The organism is Pelosinus sp. UFO1 (assembly GCF_000725345.1).
Lineage (GTDB): Bacteria > Bacillota > Negativicutes > DSM-13327 > DSM-13327 > Pelosinus.
Window position 1 is genome coordinate 2798230 of sequence record NZ_CP008852.1, and the last position, 20331, is coordinate 2818560.

The following is a 20331-nucleotide window of genomic DNA, read 5'->3' on the forward strand; positions in this document are numbered from 1 at the left end:
ATCCTCCTCATTTCTTCTATTCATTATCATTATCTCGTTCATTATTGTCATCTTTATGATGTCTTCTATGTTGAATAGCAGAAAGAGCACCATGAGCAATTACACCAGCTGTAAGGGCGCCTGCCGCAACCAAGCCAACTTTATCCGCATTCGCAATGACATTAGGAACAGGAATGTTAGGCATACGTTCATAAAACGGATCATTATCCCAAAAATTATTAGAAGCACAAGCTACGCAGGGTGCTCCAGATTGAATCGGGTAGGAAAGCCCATTCCACCATCGCATGTTACCACAAGAATTATAAGCTTCCGGTCCGCGACACCCGACCTTGTATAAACACCAACCAGCCTTACTGCCTGCGTCATCAAACTTCTCGACAAACATACCCGAATCAAAAAAGGGACGACGATAACAAGTATCATGAATCCGATTGCCAAAAAATTGTTTCGGGCGGCCTTTGCTGTCCAAAGGAGGAATTTGTCCAAATAGGGTATAATGCATGATCACACCTGTGATAACTTCTGGGATCGGCGGACAGCCCGGTACCTTTATAATTGTCTTGCCACTAATTACATCACTGACGGAAACAGATTTAGTAGGGTTTGGTTTAGCAGCTTGAATTCCTCCCCAAGCCGCACAAGAGCCAACTTCAATGATTGCAGCAGCACCTTTTGCTACTTCTTTAAGATTATGTACAAAGGGTTTACCACCTACCATACAAGAAGTACCATCATCATTCAATGGAACTGCACCTTCAATTGCAAGTAAATATTTTCCATTATACTTTTTCATAACTTCTTGTAAATGTTGTTCTAACGGTTCACCTGCAGCAGCAGCTAATACATCCATATATTCCATGGAAATCATGTTTAATAGGACATCAGAGGCCAAAGGTGTCTGTGAGCGAATAAAAGCCTCATCACACCCTGTACACTCATGTCCATGTAGCCAAATGACAGGCACTAGGGGCTGCTTTTCAGCTGCAGATACCACTTCTGAAATCATCATCGGTGATAATCCTAAAATTCCTGTAACTGTGACACAGGTTTTCAAAAAACTACGCCGGCTTACATTTTTCTTTTGGAATAAATCCCACATTGACTCCAAATTATCCATAATTAACCTCCCATCTTATTACAAAAGGACTTAGCTTATGCCAAGTCCATAAGAACACAGAAAGTGAGCCTTATTTTTTTACTTCTCTAACTCCGCGATCACACCATGGCTCTTCTGCCATATAATCTCCATCATAATAGTAATAAGCGCGAGCCCGACAGCCACCACAAATACCATCATAGCCACAAGTTCCACAGCCGCCTTTTAATGTTTCGTGTCGTAATTTATTAAACATCTCACTATCTCGCCAAAGGATATCAAAATCAGTTTCACGAACATTGCCGATCTTAATCGGCAAATAAGGACAAGCTTGTACGTCACCATTTGGCAGAATTACACAATAACCAGTACCCGCTAAACAGCCACGCGTAAATCGCATTGGTATATTACGTTCCTTAGCTATACGCATAAATTGAGGAGCACAGGTAGGTTTAAGTTCAATTGGTACTTCTTTTTGTTTCTCTAATATGCGTGTTAGCACTGCTTCATATTGCTCTGTTTTTAGCGTGGTATCTTCAATATCTTTCCCCCTGCCTGTGGGCACTAAGAAAAAGATATGATGAGCCATAGCTCCTATTTTGACCGCTAAATCAGTAATATCAGTAACTTCCTTTTCATTCCACGTAGTTATTGTTGTATGAATTTGAAAAGGAAGCCCCACCTTCTTACAGGCTTGCATAGCAGCAATTGTTTTATCCCAAGCACCTTCCGACTGCCGAAACTTGTCATGAATGTTTTTATCAGTGCTATCTAGACTAATGCCCGCTGCTCCAAGTCCAGCCTCTTTTAGTTTAATAGCTACTTCCTCAGTAATTAGAATTCCATTCGTACCAAGTACAGGCCTTAGACCAATACTTTTAGCGTAGCGAATTAATTCGTAAATATCAGATCGCATCAATGGTTCGCCACCACTTAAAATAATAATTTTAAAGCCAGCGCGAGCCATTTCATCTAATAATTTCTTACCTTCTTCCGTACTTAATTCATCTGTTCTTTTCGTTCCTGCATCACGATAACAATGAACACAGCTAATATTACAGGCCTGAGTAGTATTCCATGAAATGATCATATAGAACTCCTTCCGGGTTTGCTAATCTAAGTTGCTACATTATTTGCTATAAAAAACAGGCTTCCAGTCTCTAGTTAATAATGACCTATCTTAGGATTTGCGATTATCGTCCTCATTGGTAACAGCCGTTTTGAAATTACTAATTCCCTTACCTATTGCCTTACCTATCTCCGGTAGTTTAGCTGGTCCAAATACAACTAAGGCAATTGCCAAAATAACCACTAATTCAGACATACTAAAATTAAACATGACCAACCCCCTTTATACTCATATTATCGCAAATTAATAGCCGTTAGACAATATAAATTTCTAAAATATAGAATAACATTAAAGGAAAGGCTTAGCCACGGCTAAGCCTTTCCTTATTAACTTTATATAACCTTATCGATAGCATCCATTAAATCTTTACGTGGACGATATCCTACAATACGTTCGACCTCTACACCATCTTTAAATAATAATAAGGTTGGAATTCCCATCACATTATAGTTACTGGCAAGTTGTTGCTGCTCATCAACATTTACTTTCATAACTACTGCTTTTCCTTCATATTCTTGTCCTACAGCTTCTAATTCAGGGGCAACCATTTTACATGGTCCACACCATGAAGCCCAAAAATCCACTAGTACAGGTTTATCCTTCTGCGATATTTTTTCTTTAAATTCATTTTCATCGGCAATATTCAATACGCTCATTATAAAACCTCCTACTTTTTATGATTCTTATTATTAACTATTGTTTAGATTTTAAATCATGCTTATTTGCTAGCTTATTTACATTTTAGAAAACATTTAATTAAAAGTCAATAGTTACTAGATATTTAAACTTGTTTTACTATTCATAGTATGTAATAGGAATTATTATTTCCAGAAATGCCTTTCCTGAAATAAGACAAAAACCCTCTACATTCTAAGAATATAGAGGGTTTATTTACATAAGGCTGTGAGTGATCAATAAGCCGAGTTCTGTTCCGCTCACGCGGTGATGATCATCTATCTAGTCTGGCAGTTACCTGACAGCTCTAGCGACGCAACCCGGAAGGTTCAGCGGGCAGCTTCATCCCTTCCCTATTCGGTCTTGCTCCAGGTGGGGTTTACCTAGCCAGCCAGTCACCTGACTGCTGGTGCGCTCTTACCGCACCGTTCCATCCTTACCAGCATAAGCTGGCGGTTTACATTTCTATGGCACTTTCCCTAAGGTCGCCCTCGCTGGACGTTATCCAGCACCCTGCCCTATGGAGCTCGGACTTTCCTCGTATGCTTTATGGGCATCCGCGATCATCTTTCCTACTCACAACAATAATTTCAATATCGACTGAGATAATATCATATCATAAATCATTTGCTAAGTCAATAAATTTCTGCGGCTAATTATTTTTAATATCGATGTAGAATATTTTTGTTGATTTCATCAACCTCGACAATAACCGACCACTTACCTTGATCGGCACAGGAAGTTAGAAATTCTTTTACACGAGACAATATAGGTTGCTCCGTGGCAAAATGGCCCGCGTCAATAATACCAATACCACTTACTATAGCATTTTGGGCTTCATGGTATTTTACATCTCCGGTTACTAATACATCGGCTCCAGCAAATACCGCTTTATGCAATACCCCAGCACCAGCGCCCCCACATACTGCTACCTTCTTTATCAACTTATCACATGAACCTGCTATATTTACAGAATCTACTCCTAATAGATTTTTCACCTGATCCGCAAAATCTGAAAACAACATAGGTATTTCGAGCTTACCTATACGACCTAATCCAAATTCTTTACCTGAATTCATTAGTTGATATAAATCATACGCAACTTCCTCATAGGGATGGGCTTTAATCATCGCTTTAATTACCCTACGACTAATTCTGTCGGGCATAACTGTTTCAATGCGGCTTTCTTCAACAGATTCTAACTTACCATTATTACCAATGAATGGTTTTGCATCTTCTAAAGGTAAAAAAGTACCTATACCATTTGCCGAAAATGTGCAGTTACTATATTTTCCAATATGCCCAGCCCCAGCCGCTGCTAACGCTTCTCGCACCACTTCTACATGAGTTTGCGGCACAAACACTACTAATTTGCATAACTTTTCAGTGGAGTTTACTGCTAAGGGTTGAATATCCTGCAACCCTAAACAGGCAGCTAAAGCATCATTAACGCCACCCTCCGCTGAATCAAGATTAGTATGAGCTGCGTAGACCCCTATATTTGCCTTAAGCAGGCTGGATAAAACTTGCCCTTGCGGCAAATCTGTTCGTATTGATGTAATGCTTTTGAATATAAGAGGGTGATGAGCAATGATGAGATCTACATTATCGAGTATCGCTTGCTCTACAACCTCCTTCGTAACATCTAAGGTAATTCGTATCTTATGGATTGTTTGGGATGGGCTCCCAACTAATAAACCTACATTATCCCAACTTTCAGCTAAATGCCTTGGCGCTAACTTATCCATTGCATCCATAATTACTTGACATTTTACAGACATCGCTGTTTAGCCTCCAATTGTTGTAATCTTTCGGTATATTCATGATACTTTTGGCTCTTTTTTGCATTATCACTGAGTGACATCTCCTGTAAGACGCGTTTAGTCTGCGCAATGAGTTGCTCAATGTGTACAGATAGAAGTTCCGATTTATCTCTCCACAGTTTTTCCCCAATGTCGTACATAATAGGTTCACAACTAGTTGCCCCCCCTGGTTCGGCCACAACTATTTCGTACAATCGCCCTTCCTCTTGGACCAATCTTTCGTCAACAACATCCCATTCATTTTCATTTAACCAACGTCTCACAGTATTCGCGGCCACCATAGGTTGCAAAATTAAACGCTTAAGCGACTTAGTAACTTCAGGCTTTCCTGTTAGTATCTCAATAATTGTCTGACCACCCATACCAGCAATAATAACAACATCCACTTCTCCAGGAGAAAGCACTGTTATTCCATCACCTAAACGCACAGAAATTCGGTGCGTAAGCCCGAGGGCATCTACATGTTCTTTTGCTGCCTTCCAAGGCCCCAGATTAACGTCACCAGCTATTGCTGAAGTAACAATATGCCCTTGCACTAATTCAATAGGTAAATAAGCATGATCAGTACCAATATCTGCCACACGCGATCCCTCCGGCACCAATTCCGCCAACGCAGCTAATCTTCCAACAAGCTTCAATGCATTACACCTCATCCTTTATTTTCTTTCTGTTATTATACAAAAATAACTTACAATTAATCAATAAACAAACATTTCAACGACTAAAATAAAAAAGCACACAAAGGATCATAAACGGCAGTCAATCCCTTTGTGCAGCAATACAATGTTGTTCCTTAGTAGTTGAGCACATACTTATAAAAAAAGACTTGGCTTGTACCAAGTCATAAAGCCGCAGGCAAAAGCCTTAGTTACTTTACTTAGAATCGAAAAAATTGTAACAAGTTCTCTAATCCGTAAAAAAATGCAAAGCATATACTGCTTTGCATTTCATTTTTAAATGGTGGGCGATGACAGGATCGAACTGCCGACATCCTGCTTGTAAGGCAGGCGCTCTCCCAGCTGAGCTAATCGCCCATTATGGTGACCCGTGGGGGAATCGAACCCCCGTTATCGCCGTGAAAGGGCGGTGTCTTGACCGCTTGACCAACGGGCCTTTATTGCGTAATATAAAATGGTGGGCCCACCTGGGATCGAACCAGGGACCAGCCGGTTATGAGCCGGCTGCTCTACCGCTGAGCTATAGGCCCTAGAGATATTAAAACAGGTTTTCCAAGGAAAGCCTGTTTGTAATCCATATAAGATGGCTCCTTGAGTAGGACTCGAACCTACGACCGATCGGTTAACAGCCGATTGCTCTACCAACTGAGCTATCAAGGAATGTCGTCAACATTGACAATTATAATACAATTTCAACATTACGTCAACAACTTTTTTTCATATTATAAGATTTTTATATTTTTTTAGTTTTTTACTCTAAAAAGTCTTTTAATTTTTTGCTACGGCTAGGATGACGTAGTTTTCTAAGGGCTTTCGCCTCAATTTGTCGAATACGTTCACGGGTAACACCAAAGTGTTGTCCTACTTCTTCTAATGTGCGAGCCCGTCCATCATCTAAACCAAATCGCAGTCTAAGAACCTTTTCTTCCCGTGGAGTAAGAGTTTCTAATACCTCTTCTAACTGTTCCTTTAAGAGCATAAAAGAAGCTGCCTCAGCTGGTGCTGGTGCGTCCTGATCCTCAATAAAATCTCCTAAATGAGAGTCTTCTTCTTCACCAATCGGCGTTTCTAAAGATACTGGTTCTTGAGCAATTTTCATAATCTCTCTTACACGCTCAACACTAATATCCATCTCTTTTGCAATCTCTTCAGGTTGAGGCTCACGCCCTAATTCCTGTAGTAATTGTCTAGATACACGAATCAATTTATTAATAGTCTCTACCATATGCACAGGAATACGAATCGTCCGCGCCTGATCAGCTATTGCACGAGTAATTGCTTGACGAATCCACCAGGTAGCATACGTACTAAATTTGTAACCTTTATTATAATCAAATTTTTCAACAGCTTTGATTAGTCCAAGGTTGCCTTCTTGAATTAAATCCAAAAATAACATACCACGTCCAACATAACGTTTAGCAATACTAACTACAAGCCGCAAATTGGCTTCTGCCAAACGTCTTTTGGCTTCTTCATCACCTTGCTCCATGCGCTGTGCCAGTTTAATTTCTTCGTCAGCCGTCAGTAAGGGTACTCTTCCAATTTCCTTAAGATACATGCGAACAGGGTCGTCAATACTAATCCCCTCTGGGATAGTTAAATCAATATCAACTTCCTCAGGAGTTACTTCTTCTACCTCGACAACATCAGGCTCATCTGCTCTTTCAGTATCATCCGGAAGTTCATCAACTATTTCAATTCCTTTACTAGAAAAGACCTCATATATCTCTTCAATTTCATCAGGAGATAAATCTTCACTTTGGAGAGTATCCATGATTTCACTATAAGTTAGCACGCCACCCTGTTTTTTCCCTTTGTTCACTAATTTAGTTACATATTCACTCGAAATTGTCTTTTTTTCTGTCATTTTACTCCCCTCCTCCATTGGCCATTCCAATCAAGGCGTAGTTTTTTTTTTGATTAAACACAATGTAATTTATTAATTTCATCTTTTATTCGTTGACTTTCTGCTAATGCCTGCAGAAAACCACTATCCCCCAGACGTTCTAATTCATCAGCCCTTAATCGGGACTGTTCATACAATAACTTTAAGTTTGTTAGGCGCATATTTTTTATACAATCATCAACCATTTTTATACTATCACTATCATTGTATTGTATATCAATTAACATAATATGGGATAATTCCGCATTTGCTGTCTCACTTAGCATCATCGTCCAAGCAGTATCCGTAATATCTTTTCCCATATTATACTCTTTAAATATTAATTCGATTATTTCACGCCTGTGCTCTCCCTGTATTTCTGTAACAGAAAGTTCTTTTTCAATATATGGTATAAGGGAGCTATCCCCACACATCAAGCGAATAAGATGTTTTTCGGCCTGCTCTATCGCAATCGATGGTTTTCTCGTAACCAATATATTAGATATATTCTTTCCTACATTTACATTTTTATCCTTTTTATTTTGAAACAAATATTTACGAACTTCACTACGTATTGCACTTTCGTCAATTGCTAACATCTGAGATATACGCGCAATATGCGTATTCACTTCTACAGCATTGTCTGCCGAAGCTAACACTGGAACTATTTTTGATACTACGGCAACTTTACCTTCTAAACTACTATAATCTGTATTATCAAAAGCCTGCTTGATTTGATACTCCAAAACATCATTAGCTTCCTTAATTAATGTCTTAAAAGCTTCAGCGCCATGCTTACGGATAAATTCATCAGGATCTTTTCCATCAGGGATTAATACCACTCTCACATTTGCCCCCATACTGCGCAGAATTGTTAAAGCTCTGACCGTAGCATTTTGACCAGCTGTATCACTATCATAAGCAAAACATATTTCGTTCGCATTGCGAAGTAATAACTTTGCCTGTTCTGGCGAAAAGGCTGTTCCTAATGACGCTACTACATTTTTTATGCCATAAGCATGAGCAGTAATAGCATCCATATAGCCTTCTACTACGATGGCTTGCCCAGATTCTTTTATAAACTTATGAGCAGCATGAAAACCAAACAAAATATATCTTTTGTTAAAAACAGGGGTCTCTGGTGAATTAAGATATTTAGGTTGGCTATCATCAATCACTCTTCCACCAAAACCAACTACCCGGCCACGTACATCAGAAATAGGAAACATAATGCGATTACGAAACCGATCATAAACACCATCACCAGAATTTCGTTCCACAATTAAACCAGCTTTTAGCATAATATCCTGCTCTAACCCCCGTTCTAAGAAGGCATGCAATAATTTATCCCAAGCTGGGGGAGCAAAACCAATTTTAAAACTTTCAATAACTTCATTTGTAACCCCACGGGATTCTAGGTACTCTTTTGCTTGCTTCCCATAGACTGTCTTTGTCAAACAAGCATAAAAAAACTCCCTAGCCAATTCATTAGCACGGTATAATTTAGTATGTTCCCGCTCCCTTGCCAACTCTTGTGGTGTTTTGTTCTTTTCTGGCAAAGGAATATTCATTTTTTGAGCCAACATTTTCACCGCATCAAAGAAACTAACGTTTTCAATTTTCATCAAAAAATTGAATACATTACCACCACTTTGACAACCAAAACAATAAAAGAATCCTTTGTCAGGTGTTACAGAAAATGACGGAGTGTTCTCATGATGAAATGGACAGCAGCCCCAATAATTTTTCCCCTTTTTTTTCAAAGGAACATAATCTGATAGAATACTTACTATGTCACTTTCAGAACGTAATCTATCAATAAACTCATCATAAACCGCATCTTTCATAAATTCACCCTTAACCTACCCTATAGCAATTATGGCTTTTTACTTCCGACTAGATATCATTACAGCAAATCTATACTATTATCCTATTTTTCATATTTTCGCTATTTTTTCTTAATTTCCTGCTAATAATAGCATATCCAATCTAATTAAAAGAAAATCTAATTTTGATTTTGTGATTTATTTCTACATAAATTCCCATAATCCTTCTAGAATATAAATATACAGTTATACTTACTATCTTATACTAGAGACAATCGGATTCTACTTAGCTTTTAATCCCATCAAATTATTTATTGAATTCTTTCATAAACAATAGTATTCAATATAACTTATAAATATCCTCTTTTCCCTATTGACAACACTTATATTATTTGATAATAAATTTAAAGTATGCGATTTCCTCTTAATTATGCTTATACACACATTACATTCTAAAAATTTATGTATTTTTTTTGAAATAAAAGGTAATCGAACTATCCGTCGATTACCTTTCTATTACTAGATTCATCTTATTATGGGATTTACCGAGCAATCCATTTTGAAGGTATAAATAATTCTTCAAATAAATGAACAGCATATATATCCGTCAAACCAGCTATATAATCAACAATGGTTGCTTCTAACCCCCAATTTTCTTCTCGTTCTAAGAATTCCTGAGGTAAACTTTCTGGGTGAAGAGTAAAGTACTCGTACAGTTTATGAATGATATATTTTGCTTTCTTACGATCTGATTCTAACTCCGCAGAATGGTAGACTTTTTGAAACATGAACTCACGAAATTCTTCCATCGCATTTTTAACTTTTGCAGACAATTTTATTTCATTATAGCCATCTGAATTCTTAATCATATCAGATACCATAACAGTAATCATATTCGAAGGATTTGTACCTAATATGTGAGCAACTTTTTCCGGTAAATCAACAGCTTTAATCATACCTGCACGAATACCATCGTCATAATCATGGCATAGATAAGCAATACGATCGCCAATACGGACAATATTACCTTCTAAGGTAAATGGTTTATTTGCACCCGTATGATTTAAAATTCCATCCTTTACCTCTAGTGTTAAATTTAGCCCCTTTCCATTACGTTCAAGATGCTCTACAACTCTTAAACTTTGTTCATTATGATTATAATGTCCAATTAAATCACGTAGAGCGTACTCACCAACATGTCCAAATGGGGTATGTCCTACATCATGCCCTAAAGCAATTGCTTCTGTTAAATCTTCATTCAGCATTAGTCCTCTGGCAATTGTCCGAGATATTTGTGATACTTCTAAACTATGAGTCATGCGCATGCGATAATGATCGCCAGGAGAAATATATACTTGTGTTTTATGTTTTAAACGTCTAAAAGCCTTACTATGAATAATTCGATCACGATCACGTTGAAAAGCGGTGCGAAACTCACACGCATCTTCTTCTTTTTCCCGCATTGCATCCCTACTCTTACTTGCAAAAGCCGATAGCATCTTATGTTCTTGCTCCTCAATACGTTCACGTATGTTCATAATATCGCCTCCATTTTACAAATAATCCATCATATGGAATACTATCTTCTCTCATTGTGACCTAACTTCTATTATCCATTTTATTCTTATAATCATTTCATCATATCATCCATTTATCCCTCCATTTTTCTCTACATTTCTGTTATAATAAAAAAAGATCTATTTTTTCAGTTTGCTGGCTATTCTAAATATGAAAGGAAGTTACTATGAAAACTAAAGTTTTCCTACTCACATTGCTCCTTATGTTACTTTTTGCAGGCACTACTTTAGCTGCCAAACCAATCATCACAGCGGATCAACAATATTTTGATATTAATACAGGTTTATATGTATTAAACGGAAATGTTTACATAGAAGTAAAAAACCGTATTATTACTGCTGGTCAAGCTAAAGTAAATATGGGTTCCTTAGAAGTTTGGGGAACTGGTGGCATAACAGTTAGCCAAGACGATATCTCCTTTACCGCTGATAAAGTATATGTATATGGCAGTCAAGATCATGCTGTCGTCGAAGGGAATGTAATGTTCTCCCGTGCAAATCTTAAGGTTACTGCCAATCAAGTGGACTATAACTGGCGAGATAAAAATGCCGTGTTTAGCGGCAATGTACAAATTAGACAAAATGACAACCTAGTGACTACGGATACTGCAAAATATAATATAGCTACAGATACCTTTCTATAGGTGAATAAAAACCTCCAGCAAAAGAGCTGGAGGTTTTTATTCACCTATGAACAGAACTCGTTCCCATAGATAGCTGACTGCTTCTTTTTGCAAACAAGTTCCATAATTTTATTTGCAGTTTCCTCAATCGCTTTGTTTGATACATCAATAATCGGACATTTCAGCTTATACATAATACTTTTAGCGTATTCGACTTCCTCTGTAATTCGCTCGGAATCAGCATAACAGGAAGCAGGATCGAGTCCCATGGATCGTAGTCTTTCTGCACGAATGTTGTTAAGCTTAATAGGATCAATAATTAGCCCTACAATACGTTCTGCAGGAATTTCAAATAATTCTTTAGGTGGTGCCACCTCGGGAACCATTGGTACATTGGCCACTTTTAGTTCCTTATGAGCTAAGTACATACTAAGGGGAGTCTTAGATGTACGTGACACTCCAACCAATACAACATCTGCCTTTAAGATGCCACAAGGATTTTTACCATCATCATATTTTACTGCAAATTCAATCGCTGCAACACGCTTAAAATAAGCTTGATCTAGTGTGTGAATTAGCCCAGGCTTTAATTGAGGATGCAGCCCAGACACATGCTGCACCGCATTAATCATAGGTCCCATAATATCTATGGTTGGAATGCCATGGCGCTTCGCTTGAGACAGCAATGCCTTCCTAAGCTCAGGGCCTACGATTGTATGGCAAATAACACTTGTATTATTTGCTGCTTCCTCAAGGATTCGTTCAATTTGATCAGTACTTTTAATATAAGGAATACGAATAATTTCAAAAGATCCAACTTGAAACTGACTAGCCGTTGCTCTAGCTATCATTTCCGCTGTTTCTCCAATAGAATCAGATAAAGCATAAATTATAGATGATTTAGCTATGATACTTACCTCCTTGTATACAACAACTATATATTGCAACCTTCACTACATTTAATATCAATATATATATATATATCTAACTATAATGGCTCGACAAGTACTATATTGTGTATTATACGCTAAAATCATACAAATTCCTCTTTCTAGAACCTTAGAGAACACCTAGAGTAATCATTATTACAGCAAAATAAGCCCGTACAAATGTACAGGCTTATTTTCATTACGTTTTATTTATAAAGCAACGATTTTACTCAAATCTGCCATCTTTGTACTAAGCCCCATAATGGCTTTTAGTAATGCTAAACGATTATTTCGGACATCTATCTCTTCAACCATAACCATTACCACACTAAAAAAGGCATCAATTGGCTGAGTCATGTTAATCATAATCCTTATAACACCAGCATAATCTTTCGCTTCTGTCATTTTGCAAACCTCTTGACAAGCCAATTTGTATGCATGGTATAAAGCACGTTCTTCGTCAACCATAAATAGATTTTCCTCAATTGTTTCAACTGGTGCATTTTTAGCTAAATTACCAACACGAGTAAAAGCCTGTACAGCTTTTTGCATCTCACTGCTGCAACCATCAGTTGCCATCGCTTTAGCCCTTAGCCAAGTATCATAAATATTATCCACACCAACTGCCATGACTGCATCAATCAGATCATAACGAATATTTTCATCCGATAAAACATTTTTAATCCGCAAACGGAAAAACTCCTGTATTTCAGCTAGTAAATCCGCTTGTCGTTTATCATCATTAATACTTAGTAAATCCATTGCCTTAACTAGCATAGTATGTAAAGATACATGATATTTGCCGTCAATTAAGATGTTAACAATTCCAAGTGCCTGACGTCGTAAGGCATATGGATCTTGAGATCCTGTTGGTATTAAGCCACGACTAAAGGTTGCTACAATATTATCAAGCTTATCGGCAATACTAATAACTCGTCCCGCAACACTCTCTGGTAATACATCGCCAGCAAAACGTGGTAAATAATGTTCAAATATAGCCTGAGCCACTTCTGGTTGCTCTTTATTTAATAACGCATATTCTCGTCCCATGGTACCTTGTAATTCAGTAAACTCACAAACCATACCCGTAACAAGATCCGTCTTTGCTAAGGTAGCACCTCTTTCAATTATAGGATGCAAATCATCAGTAGCCCCAACTGATTCGGCAATGTTAATTGAAAGCTCCTTAACACGTATTGTTTTATCATAGATTGTGCCCAAGCCTTCTTGAAAAACAATCGTCTTTAGTTTGTCTAAGCGATCAATTAATTTAACTTTCTTGTCTTCTTCAAAAAAGAACTGAGCATCAGACAACCTCGCTTTAAGCACCCTCTCATTACCATGACGAACAATATCAATATGTTCAGATCCACCATTACGAACAGTAATAAATACAGGTAGAAGTTTCCCTTCTTTAGAAATTACAGGGAAATAACGTTGATGCTCACGCATAGGAGTAATTACAGCCTCTGGAGGCAGCGATAAATACTTATCTTCAAATTGTCCGTACAGGGCTGTAGGATATTCTACAAGATATACTACTTCTTCTAACAAATCTTCATCTATCGCAGCAGTACCGCCTTGATTAAGAGCAATTTTTTCAACTTGTTCACGAATCACCTTACGACGTACATCTTGATCAACCATAACATAGTTTTTATGTAATGCATCAAAATAATCATCAACAGAATTAATGACTATTTCACCAATACTTAAGAATCGATGCCCACGAGTAACATTACTTGTGGATACTTCTGCAACGGTAAAAGGAATAACCTCATTACCAAAAAGTGCCACCATCCACCGAATAGGACGAACAAATTTCTTATCTAGATTAGCCCAACGCATATTTTTAGGGAAATTAAGACTATCAATAATACTAGTTAACATAGCCGGCAGTAACTCTTTTACCGGTTTGCCTACTTCATGCACCATAGCATAAACATATCCATCTTTTACAACTAATTGAGCTGCATCTACCCCTTGCCCACGTGCAAACCCTTGAGCTGCTTTTGTAGGAGCACCATTATTATCAAAGGCGATTTTTAGAGAAGGACCTTTGTTTTCACTATTTTTATCAGCCTGTTCCTCCACCATATTACGTATAATTAAGGCCATGCGGCGAGGTGTACCGACAACTTTAATTTCACCATACCCAATTCTGAGTTCATCTAATTTACTTTTAGTAACACTTTCTAATTGACGTAAAGCCCCTGGCATAAACCTGGCAGGAATTTCTTCTGTACCAATTTCGAATAATAAATCTTTTGTCATAATTATTTAACCTCCTTGAGCAACGGAAAACCTAATTTTTCACGCTGTTCTAGATAACCTTGTGCACAGAGCCTCGCCATATTACGTACCCGTCCAATAAAACCTGTACGTTCGCTAACACTAATAGCACCACGCGCATCCAATAAATTAAAAGTATGAGAGCATTTTAATACATAATCATAAGCTGGCAGTACAAACCCAGATTCAATAATACGAATGGCTTCTTTTTCATACATATCAAAAAGCTGGAATAATAAGTTAACATCGGCTATTTCAAAGTTATAGTGTGATTGCTCTACTTCATTACGGTGAAATACATCACCATAAGTAACACCATTTACCCATTCTAATTCATACACGTTTTCTTTCCCTTGTATATACATAGCCAAGCGCTCCAAGCCATAGGTAATTTCTACGGATACAGGTTTAACATCGATACTACCGACTTGTTGAAAATAAGTGAACTGAGTGATTTCCATACCATCAAGCCATACTTCCCAGCCAAGTCCCCATGCTCCAAGAGTTGGTGATTCCCAGTTATCTTCTACAAAACGAATATCATGTTGGCTAGGATCAATACCCAAACGAACTAAACTCTCTAAATACAATTCTTGAATGTTAGCTGGCGAGGGTTTCATAATAACCTGATATTGATGATGTTGCAGTAAACGATTAGGATTTTCCCCATAGCGGCCATCAGCAGGGCGACGTGATGGCTCCACATACGCTACATTCCAAGGCTCAGGTCCTAAAGCCCTAAGGAAAGTAGCTGGGTTCATGGTGCCTGCCCCCTTCTCCACGTCATAAGGTTGCATTAAAATGCAATTTTGTTCAGCCCAGAAGTTCTGAAGTGTTAGAATCATCTCTTGAAAAGTCAATTATAATAGCCTCCCTCAATATTAAATAAAATAAAAACCCCTTCATCCACAGTAACATATCGTTACAGGGACGAGAGGTTTAATCCCGCGGTTCCACCCTGATTGACCATATAATATATGATCCACCTTATACTATAGCAAGCTTTACTCTCCTAAAAAGGATCTATTAATCCAATTTTAGAATTTCCTCTTGCAGCTTGGGAATGCCCTTCACCTTTTAAATCGCTAGGCTTGCACCCTCCCTAGCTCGCTATAATTATAGGCTACTGTTTTCCCGCATTGCCGTAATTTAGTTAAAATCATAACAAACCTGACTTTATTTGTCAATGCTTATAGCAGCTAAATTCCACTATCATTGTGATGATTTTGCTTTTGCTCATTCACACGTTTATCATCATCTGAGACTTCTGTCTCAGTTGTACTGCCGTCATTACGAACTACTTCAATACTGCAACGCTTAAACATTGCTACTAATACACCAAGTGCAGCAATCTGTGGCAATACTACAGCTCCAATCGCCCCCAATGCTACGGGAATCTCCACAACAGTACGCCCCTCACTCTTGATACTGATCTTATTCACATTGCCTTCATGAAGCAATTCTTTTACCTTATCAATCACATCGCTAGAACGCACAGAAAAGTTGTCTGTCCACTTTGTATCTTTCTTATCATCAAGTTCAATTAAGGCCTCAAGTAAATTCCCTTGATTTCTTTCCAAAGCCTCTTTCGCCTCTTTGTAAGATATGCCAGTGCGCTCCCGTAGGATGTCAATGTTCTCCAATGTTATTTCTTCCATTATTATACCCTCCTATCCACATTTTTCTTATTATCTCCCATTACAATCTTAGTTATTCGGTAAACAATACCGATTGTATCTTACCATCCACATAATTTTTAACGATGCTTTACTTATGTTCCGCTTTGCATTACTCCGGACACTTGTTTTATAAAGTTCATAGACTTTAAAGGCTTGTCCAAGCAATGAGTTAAATATTCCATAAGTATTTTTTCAGTTTGCATTAAAACGGTACCACTTACAGTAAACTCAACAGGGTTTTTCCAATCAATATGTAATAAACAAGTGATAAAATTATAAATTTTATCACTCACTTCTAGAAGGTCGTTGTGATCACAAGTTGTACAAACGCAGCCCCCACTGGTTAAGCTAAAATAACCAGGCAAGGTTAATACTTGGCCACAACTAACACATTCTTTAAATTGAGGATAGTAACCCATAATAAACAATAATTGCCAAGCCCAAGCCAGTGCCACCATACGAGGATTACGTAAGCTAAGTACGATAAGCACTTCTACTAGTAAATCAAAAACTTGAGGTTCTGGTTGCCTCTCAGGACAAAGTTCTGCAACTAATTCCGCTATAAAAGTACCATATGCCATACAATTAAAATCTTCTTGCACATGTCGAAAAGAATGCTTTATTTCACACTGCTTAACAGAATCATAATTTTTCCCTGCCGCCAATCTTACATCGAGATGTGTAAATAGCTGCATTCCCCCAGCCAAAGGACTCTTGGGGCGTCTAGCCCCATTAGCAAACGCCGTAATTTTTCCATACTCACGAGAAAATAAAGTTACCATTTTATCAGCCTCGCCCCAGTCACGCGTGGCCACTAAAATGGCTTCTGTTTGATATTGTGCCATATTTCCCTCAATTACCCTACTAAGAATTAAAAATTATGTAAGGGGCGGCACATAGTAGCTCGCCCCTATCGCGATTTCAGAACTATCATATTCAATACAAGGACAATTAAAGTCCTACATTGCTATCTGGCGGTGTTTCAAGTTGATCTTTAGATTCAGTGCATGAACGATACATCAAATATGCCCCAATATGTCCGGTACTTTGGAAAACTTCCCACATTAAATCCCGTAACAACACTTGACATCATCCCTTCGCACATATTTTTATACGACCATCAAAGATTCTCGCCTAATAACCTCCCTCCTAGAATATCTAGTTCTATATATCTAAGCCTCGCTTTCTTCCTCTGGTGGAAGAGGTAAAGCTTTAACCCTAACAACACGAAAGCCAGTTACCTGCAGTACACTGAAGCTATATTCGCCAATATTTACTTCATCACCAATCTCTGGGCGGCGCCCTAATAAACCAAATATATAACCGCCAATTGTGTCTTCTTCATGATCATCTAAATGTATATCTAATAATTCAGCCACGTCGTCAAACAGAACCCGGCCATCAAACTCATACGTATTATCAGGCAAACGTTGAATTTCTGGTTGAATAATGTCATCATGTTCATCCTGAATGTCACCAACAATCTCTTCGATGACATCTTCTAATGCAACTAATCCAGCTGTACCACCATATTCATCTACTACTACCGCTAGGTGGATTCGTTTGCGACGCATCATTTGTAGTAACTTAGCAACGGACATTCCCTCAGGAATAACTAGTATTTCCCTCATAATCGTCTTTAAATCTTTTTCTTCCGCATTACACAAATCAAAGTCCATTAAATCCCGCAGATGAATCATACCTACAATATGGTCTTTATCCTCAAAACATAAAGGAAAACGAGTATGGTGTGCTTCGCGTACCACCTTTAGATTTTCCTCATAAGAATCGTCTGCAAACAAACAAACCATATCCTGACGTGGTACCATAACCTCACGGGCTAAGCGATCCGCAAAATCAAACACATTATCAATGAGTTCACTTTCCATTTGATTTAGTATTCCACCCCGATGACTTGCACTAACAATCATTCTTAACTCTTCTTCTGAATGAGCTAATTCAGTTTCATTGGGGGCTTGCATTCCCATAACGGCTAACAAAGCTTTTGCCGCGCGGTTAAACAGTATAATAATGGGATAGCCCATTTTATGAAAAACATATAAAGGCCATACACAAAACAATGCCATGTTTTCGGCTCTTTGAATTGCCATCGATTTTGGAACCAGTTCACCTACAACAATATGCAAGAAGGTAATAATGATAAATCCAATTCCAATACTAATGGTACTTAATAACCAAGTAGATCCTGGAAAATAATCATACAATATAGGTTCTAATAACGAAGAAATTGCTGGCTCTCCGAGCCAACCTAAGGCTAGTGATGCTAAGGTAATACCTAACTGAGTCGCCCCAAGATAAGTATCAAAAGAAGATACCACTTTAAGAGCCAACTCTGCTCGACTATTTCCTTGCTGAACTAGCTCTTCTAAACGTGTCTTACGAATCTTCACCAGAGAAAATTCTGCGAGTACAAAAAATCCATTTAATAAAACTAGTAATAAGGCTCCAAATAATTTAAATAAGTCATATAAAGGCGAATCGAAAATAGCGCATCTCTCCCCAAAATCTGTTACCGTATCAAATTCATTACTATATAACAAACAATGCCCTTAAACATGGGCCTCAAATTTCTTTAAAATTTTCTCCTATTGAGCAATAGACATTATTGTCCTTTTTATCTACCATGACTTCACTGCAAATTTATTATGTCCCAGTTTGGCATAATAAATGAAAACAACCATCCTAAAAATTTATTTTTACCCCTCTTTACAAATGATACCACCCGAAGACGCTTCGGTCAACAAAGAATGGCTATCGCTAAGCGATAGCCATTCAAAAAATTGGAATTATGTTAAGCTTTCAGGTTATTCATAACCAAAGGTACGTAAACTACCCTCTTTATTACGCCAATCTTTTTTCACTTTGACCCAAAGATCTAGGTATATTTTAGAACCTAACAAGTTTTCAATATCAGCCCTTGCCAATCGTCCCACGTCTTTTAACAGCTGCCCTTTGGCACCAATCACAATACCTTTCTGGGATTCCCTTTCCACGTAAACAACAGCCCGAATATACAAATCTTCATTGGCTCTAGTTGTTATTTCTTCTATATCTACAGCAATGGAATGGGGAATTTCGTCTCGTGTAGCATGAAGAACCTTTTCACGAATGAGCTCTGCGATGACCAAACGTTCCGGTTGATCAGTAATCATATCTTCAGGATAATATTGAGGCCCTGGCTCTAAATATTTCTTAACCTCAGTAACCAAACCATCTAAATTAGTATGCTCCATAGCGGATATTGGCACTACACCAGCAAATTTATAACAAGCAGAATATTTTTGTATGATTGGCAGTAATTTGGCCTTATCAATTTTATCAATTTTATTTACTACCAGTATAACAGGGGTCTGAATGGCATCTAGTAAATCTAATATATACTTTTCACCACCACCAATATCTTCTGTAGCATCTACAACAAAAAAGATAACATCCACTTCACGCAGTGTATTTTCTGCTGCTTTTTGCATATATTCTCCTAACTTATGTTTAGGCTTATGTATACCAGGTGTATCAATGAACAAAATCTGTGCATCATCTAATGTAAGCACACACATAATCTTATTCCGAGTGGTCTGGGGTTTATCAGACATAATAACTACTTTTTGCCCAATCAAACTATTAATTAAGGTTGATTTGCCTACATTTGGTCTACCAATAACTGAAACGAATCCTGATTTATGATCTTTCTTAACTTCCATTATTCTTGTTCTCCTGACAAATGTTTTTTTTCGAATGAATAGGGTAATAAGTCTTTTAATGTTGCAACATATTCTTCACCCTGTAAATTGCACATAATTACTTTTTCAATGCCAAATTCGGCCATTACTTGTCTACATGCACCACAAGGTGCTACAGGCTTGATCGTATCGGCAACAACGGCAATAGTCACTAATTCCGTTTCGCCTTCGGAAATAGCTTTAAATATGGCCGTCCGCTCCGCACAATTACATAATCCATAAGAAGCATTTTCAACATTACAGCCCGTATAAATTTTACCTTCTTTTGTTATTACCGCAGCACCTACCTTAAATTTGGAATAAGGCACGTAAGCATGTTCACGGCTATCTCTTGCGGCTTTTATTAGTTTTTCCATAAG

General features: G+C 37.8%; 19 protein-coding genes, 4 tRNA genes and 1 other RNA gene. 1 reads left to right on the forward strand and 23 read right to left on the reverse strand.

The features are described 5' to 3' along the window. Nucleotides 1–16: 16 nt before the first annotated feature. The 14 genes from UFO1_RS13320 to UFO1_RS13375 all read right to left on the reverse strand — a co-directional run bounded on the left by UFO1_RS13320 (nt 17) and on the right by UFO1_RS13375 (nt 10649). The gene (locus tag UFO1_RS13320; protein WP_038671515.1) at nt 17–1117 is read right to left on the reverse strand and encodes a hydrogenase small subunit; all 1101 of its coding nucleotides are present in this window, start codon (nt 1115–1117) and stop codon (nt 17–19) included. Between the two features lie 70 nt (nt 1118–1187). Further along, complete coding sequence (gene nirJ2 / locus UFO1_RS13325; protein ID WP_038671517.1) at nt 1188–2186, reverse strand: putative heme d1 biosynthesis radical SAM protein NirJ2; 999 nt, start codon at nt 2184–2186, stop codon at nt 1188–1190. Nucleotides 2187–2276: 90 nt separating this feature from the next. Continuing rightward, on the reverse strand, nt 2277–2435 hold the full coding sequence (locus UFO1_RS24525) for a twin-arginine translocase TatA/TatE family subunit (RefSeq protein WP_071842019.1): 159 nt from the start codon (nt 2433–2435) through the stop codon (nt 2277–2279). A gap of 122 nt (nt 2436–2557) precedes the next feature. Beyond that, a complete protein-coding gene (gene trxA, locus UFO1_RS13330; RefSeq protein WP_038671518.1) occupies nt 2558–2881 on the reverse strand; it encodes a thioredoxin in 324 nt (107 codons plus the stop codon). A gap of 244 nt (nt 2882–3125) precedes the next feature. Beyond that, nucleotides 3126–3479: RNase P RNA component class A (gene rnpB, locus UFO1_RS24220), an RNA gene on the reverse strand. Nucleotides 3480–3562: 83 nt separating this feature from the next. Continuing rightward, nucleotides 3563–4681, reverse strand: coding sequence for a Nif3-like dinuclear metal center hexameric protein (locus tag UFO1_RS13335; RefSeq protein WP_038671520.1), 1119 nt, complete (start codon nt 4679–4681; stop codon nt 3563–3565). Continuing rightward, on the reverse strand, nt 4672–5361 hold the full coding sequence (locus tag UFO1_RS13340; RefSeq protein ID WP_038671521.1) for a class I SAM-dependent methyltransferase: 690 nt from the start codon (nt 5359–5361) through the stop codon (nt 4672–4674). The genes UFO1_RS13335 and UFO1_RS13340 overlap by 10 nt, the downstream gene beginning before the upstream one ends. Nucleotides 5362–5681: 320 nt before the next feature. Further along, a tRNA-Val gene (locus UFO1_RS13345) sits at nt 5682–5757 on the reverse strand. Nucleotides 5758–5761: 4 nt separating this feature from the next. Next, a tRNA-Glu gene (locus UFO1_RS13350) sits at nt 5762–5836 on the reverse strand. Between the two features lie 19 nt (nt 5837–5855). Continuing rightward, nucleotides 5856–5930: transfer RNA gene (locus tag UFO1_RS13355), tRNA-Ile, on the reverse strand. Nucleotides 5931–5984: 54 nt separating this feature from the next. Beyond that, nucleotides 5985–6060: transfer RNA gene (locus UFO1_RS13360), tRNA-Asn, on the reverse strand. Between the two features lie 91 nt (nt 6061–6151). Continuing rightward, nucleotides 6152–7285, reverse strand: a complete 1134-nt coding sequence (rpoD, locus tag UFO1_RS13365; protein ID WP_038671523.1) for an RNA polymerase sigma factor RpoD — start codon at nt 7283–7285, stop codon at nt 6152–6154. Between the two features lie 35 nt (nt 7286–7320). Continuing rightward, nucleotides 7321–9132: a DNA primase gene (dnaG, locus tag UFO1_RS13370; RefSeq protein WP_038671525.1), complete on the reverse strand. Its 1812-nt coding sequence runs from the start codon at nt 9130–9132 to the stop codon at nt 7321–7323. A gap of 521 nt (nt 9133–9653) precedes the next feature. Continuing rightward, nucleotides 9654–10649, reverse strand: coding sequence for a deoxyguanosinetriphosphate triphosphohydrolase (locus UFO1_RS13375; RefSeq protein WP_038671527.1), 996 nt, complete (start codon nt 10647–10649; stop codon nt 9654–9656). Nucleotides 10650–10855: 206 nt separating this feature from the next. On the opposite strand from UFO1_RS13375, the gene UFO1_RS13380 reads away from it, so the two are divergent. Continuing rightward, entirely contained in the window at nt 10856–11332 is a 477-nt protein-coding gene (locus UFO1_RS13380) for an LptA/OstA family protein (protein ID WP_038671529.1), read from the forward strand. A 44-nt stretch (nt 11333–11376) separates the two neighbouring features. On the opposite strand, the gene UFO1_RS13385 is transcribed toward UFO1_RS13380, so the two are convergent. The 9 genes from UFO1_RS13385 to UFO1_RS13420 form a co-directional block, all read right to left on the reverse strand. Next, the gene (locus UFO1_RS13385) at nt 11377–12204 is read right to left on the reverse strand and encodes a pyruvate, water dikinase regulatory protein (protein ID WP_071842075.1); all 828 of its coding nucleotides are present in this window, start codon (nt 12202–12204) and stop codon (nt 11377–11379) included. A gap of 246 nt (nt 12205–12450) precedes the next feature. Continuing rightward, the gene (glyS, locus tag UFO1_RS13390) at nt 12451–14514 is read right to left on the reverse strand and encodes a glycine--tRNA ligase subunit beta (protein WP_038671533.1); all 2064 of its coding nucleotides are present in this window, start codon (nt 14512–14514) and stop codon (nt 12451–12453) included. A 2-nt stretch (nt 14515–14516) separates the two neighbouring features. Continuing rightward, complete coding sequence (gene glyQ / locus UFO1_RS13395; protein ID WP_038671535.1) at nt 14517–15392, reverse strand: glycine--tRNA ligase subunit alpha; 876 nt, start codon at nt 15390–15392, stop codon at nt 14517–14519. 339 nt (nt 15393–15731) lie between these two features. Further along, nucleotides 15732–16190: a DUF4342 domain-containing protein gene (locus tag UFO1_RS13400; RefSeq protein WP_038671537.1), complete on the reverse strand. Its 459-nt coding sequence runs from the start codon at nt 16188–16190 to the stop codon at nt 15732–15734. Between the two features lie 113 nt (nt 16191–16303). Beyond that, nucleotides 16304–17056: a DNA repair protein RecO gene (recO, locus tag UFO1_RS13405; protein ID WP_038671539.1), complete on the reverse strand. Its 753-nt coding sequence runs from the start codon at nt 17054–17056 to the stop codon at nt 16304–16306. Nucleotides 17057–17162: 106 nt separating this feature from the next. Then, nucleotides 17163–17276, reverse strand: coding sequence for a YqzL family protein (locus UFO1_RS26215; protein ID WP_371256728.1), 114 nt, complete (start codon nt 17274–17276; stop codon nt 17163–17165). A 107-nt stretch (nt 17277–17383) separates the two neighbouring features. Then, the gene (locus UFO1_RS13410; RefSeq protein WP_236639191.1) at nt 17384–18772 is read right to left on the reverse strand and encodes a hemolysin family protein; all 1389 of its coding nucleotides are present in this window, start codon (nt 18770–18772) and stop codon (nt 17384–17386) included. A gap of 264 nt (nt 18773–19036) precedes the next feature. Continuing rightward, the gene (gene era, locus UFO1_RS13415; RefSeq protein WP_038671541.1) at nt 19037–19933 is read right to left on the reverse strand and encodes a GTPase Era; all 897 of its coding nucleotides are present in this window, start codon (nt 19931–19933) and stop codon (nt 19037–19039) included. Further along, a complete protein-coding gene (locus UFO1_RS13420) occupies nt 19933–20328 on the reverse strand; it encodes a cytidine deaminase (RefSeq protein WP_038671543.1) in 396 nt (131 codons plus the stop codon). Before UFO1_RS13420 ends, era begins: the two co-directional genes overlap by 1 nt. Between the last annotated feature and the right edge of the window lie 3 nt (nt 20329–20331).

Bases quoted from the DNA above. Each gene is read 5' to 3' on its own strand.
- UFO1_RS13320 (WP_038671515.1), bottom strand. From the start codon at position 1,117: ATGGATAATTTGGAGTCAATGTGGGATTTATTCCAAAAGAAAAATGTA.
- nirJ2 (WP_038671517.1), bottom strand. From the start codon at position 2,186: ATGATCATTTCATGGAATACTACTCAGGCCTGTAATATTAGCTGTGTT.
- UFO1_RS24525 (WP_071842019.1), bottom strand. From the start codon at position 2,435: ATGTTTAATTTTAGTATGTCTGAATTAGTGGTTATTTTGGCAATTGCC.
- trxA (WP_038671518.1), bottom strand. From the start codon at position 2,881: ATGAGCGTATTGAATATTGCCGATGAAAATGAATTTAAAGAAAAAATA.
- UFO1_RS13335 (WP_038671520.1), bottom strand. From the start codon at position 4,681: ATGTCTGTAAAATGTCAAGTAATTATGGATGCAATGGATAAGTTAGCG.
- rpoD (WP_038671523.1), bottom strand. From the start codon at position 7,285: ATGGAGGAGGGGAGTAAAATGACAGAAAAAAAGACAATTTCGAGTGAA.
- dnaG (WP_038671525.1), bottom strand. From the start codon at position 9,132: ATGAAAGATGCGGTTTATGATGAGTTTATTGATAGATTACGTTCTGAA.
- UFO1_RS13375 (WP_038671527.1), bottom strand. From the start codon at position 10,649: ATGAACATACGTGAACGTATTGAGGAGCAAGAACATAAGATGCTATCG.
- UFO1_RS13380 (WP_038671529.1), top strand. From the start codon at position 10,856: ATGAAAACTAAAGTTTTCCTACTCACATTGCTCCTTATGTTACTTTTT.
- glyS (WP_038671533.1), bottom strand. From the start codon at position 14,514: ATGACAAAAGATTTATTATTCGAAATTGGTACAGAAGAAATTCCTGCC.
- UFO1_RS13400 (WP_038671537.1), bottom strand. From the start codon at position 16,190: ATGGAAGAAATAACATTGGAGAACATTGACATCCTACGGGAGCGCACT.
- recO (WP_038671539.1), bottom strand. From the start codon at position 17,056: ATGGCACAATATCAAACAGAAGCCATTTTAGTGGCCACGCGTGACTGG.
- UFO1_RS26215 (WP_371256728.1), bottom strand. From the start codon at position 17,276: ATGTGGGAAGTTTTCCAAAGTACCGGACATATTGGGGCATATTTGATG.
- era (WP_038671541.1), bottom strand. From the start codon at position 19,933: ATGGAAGTTAAGAAAGATCATAAATCAGGATTCGTTTCAGTTATTGGT.
- UFO1_RS13420 (WP_038671543.1), bottom strand. From the start codon at position 20,328: ATGGAAAAACTAATAAAAGCCGCAAGAGATAGCCGTGAACATGCTTAC.